This window comes from Phocaeicola sp. RTP21198st1_B8_RTP21198_201120, assembly GCF_040929485.1.
In the GTDB taxonomy this organism is placed as follows: domain Bacteria; phylum Bacteroidota; class Bacteroidia; order Bacteroidales; family Bacteroidaceae; genus Phocaeicola; species Phocaeicola dorei.
In genome coordinates this window covers 1-912 of the sequence record NZ_JBCOCI010000457.1, presented here as the reverse complement: position 1 = coordinate 912, position 912 = coordinate 1, and the positions used below count along the sequence as shown (strand labels likewise).

Sequence of the window (912 nt, the reverse complement as noted above, 5' to 3'; positions counted from 1 at the left end):
TGTCCCTACCCATAATTTGCCGTCTTTCGATTTCAACATAGACACGACGGGATTCGGCAATTGTCCTTCGGCGTCTCTCCAGAAAGGTTCCGCCTTTCCTGTAGAGCGATTCCACAAAAGAATCCCATGGTCGTTCGTTCCGAGCCACAGTCTATCTTCATCCGCCTGTTCTATGCAAGTTATATCTCCCCATTCATACATATTGAACTTAAAGATGCTTTCACTATAATAAGATACCCCCTTCTTATAAGTACCTACCCACATGACACCATCCCTGTCAGCATATAAGTCATAAATTGTATTATGAGGCAAGCTCCGTCCATTGTCATCGTGGGCAACAAGAGAAGTCACTTTCCCCGTTTCTTTCTCAAGCACGTCTATGCCGTCATAATCCTTTCCAACCCAAATCCTGCCTTCTATATCCTGTGCCACCGCATGAATAATTACGTCCGGACGTGACGACCAGATACCGGTCAAATCTGTCCGCCAACTTTTTGTTCCGCAATCATACGCCCAGATTCCCATAAGACTGTATGCCCAGATGCAATTGTCTCTATCTACAAAAAGCGAAAGTTCTATCGTCTTTCCTCCCGGAATATATTTCTTAATTTCATCAGACTGCCATTTAATCGCCAATGTGGCACGATCCAGACAGACAAGCAGTCCCGTATTATAAATCAACAAGATTCCGTCACTACATTCCGCCATTTGTGTCACTCCATACTCCGGCAACGAATGTTCCGTATACGAAAAGAAGAGTCTCTTTCCACCCTCCTTGTAACGGTAACATCCTTCACCTGCCACACTAAGCCACGTATTCCCTTCCCGGTCTACAAAAACCTGTTCCGGAACTCCCCATGACTCCAGATTTTTCATAAATCCGGTAACATCAGTGATAAAGTAATCCCGCTC

General features: G+C 45.0%; 1 protein-coding gene. It reads right to left on the bottom strand.

What is annotated here, in order from left to right; all coding sequences use genetic code 11:
- Positions 1-912: two-component regulator propeller domain-containing protein (locus AB5935_RS27240; protein WP_368328004.1), on the bottom strand; the 912-nt coding region annotated here is incomplete at both ends.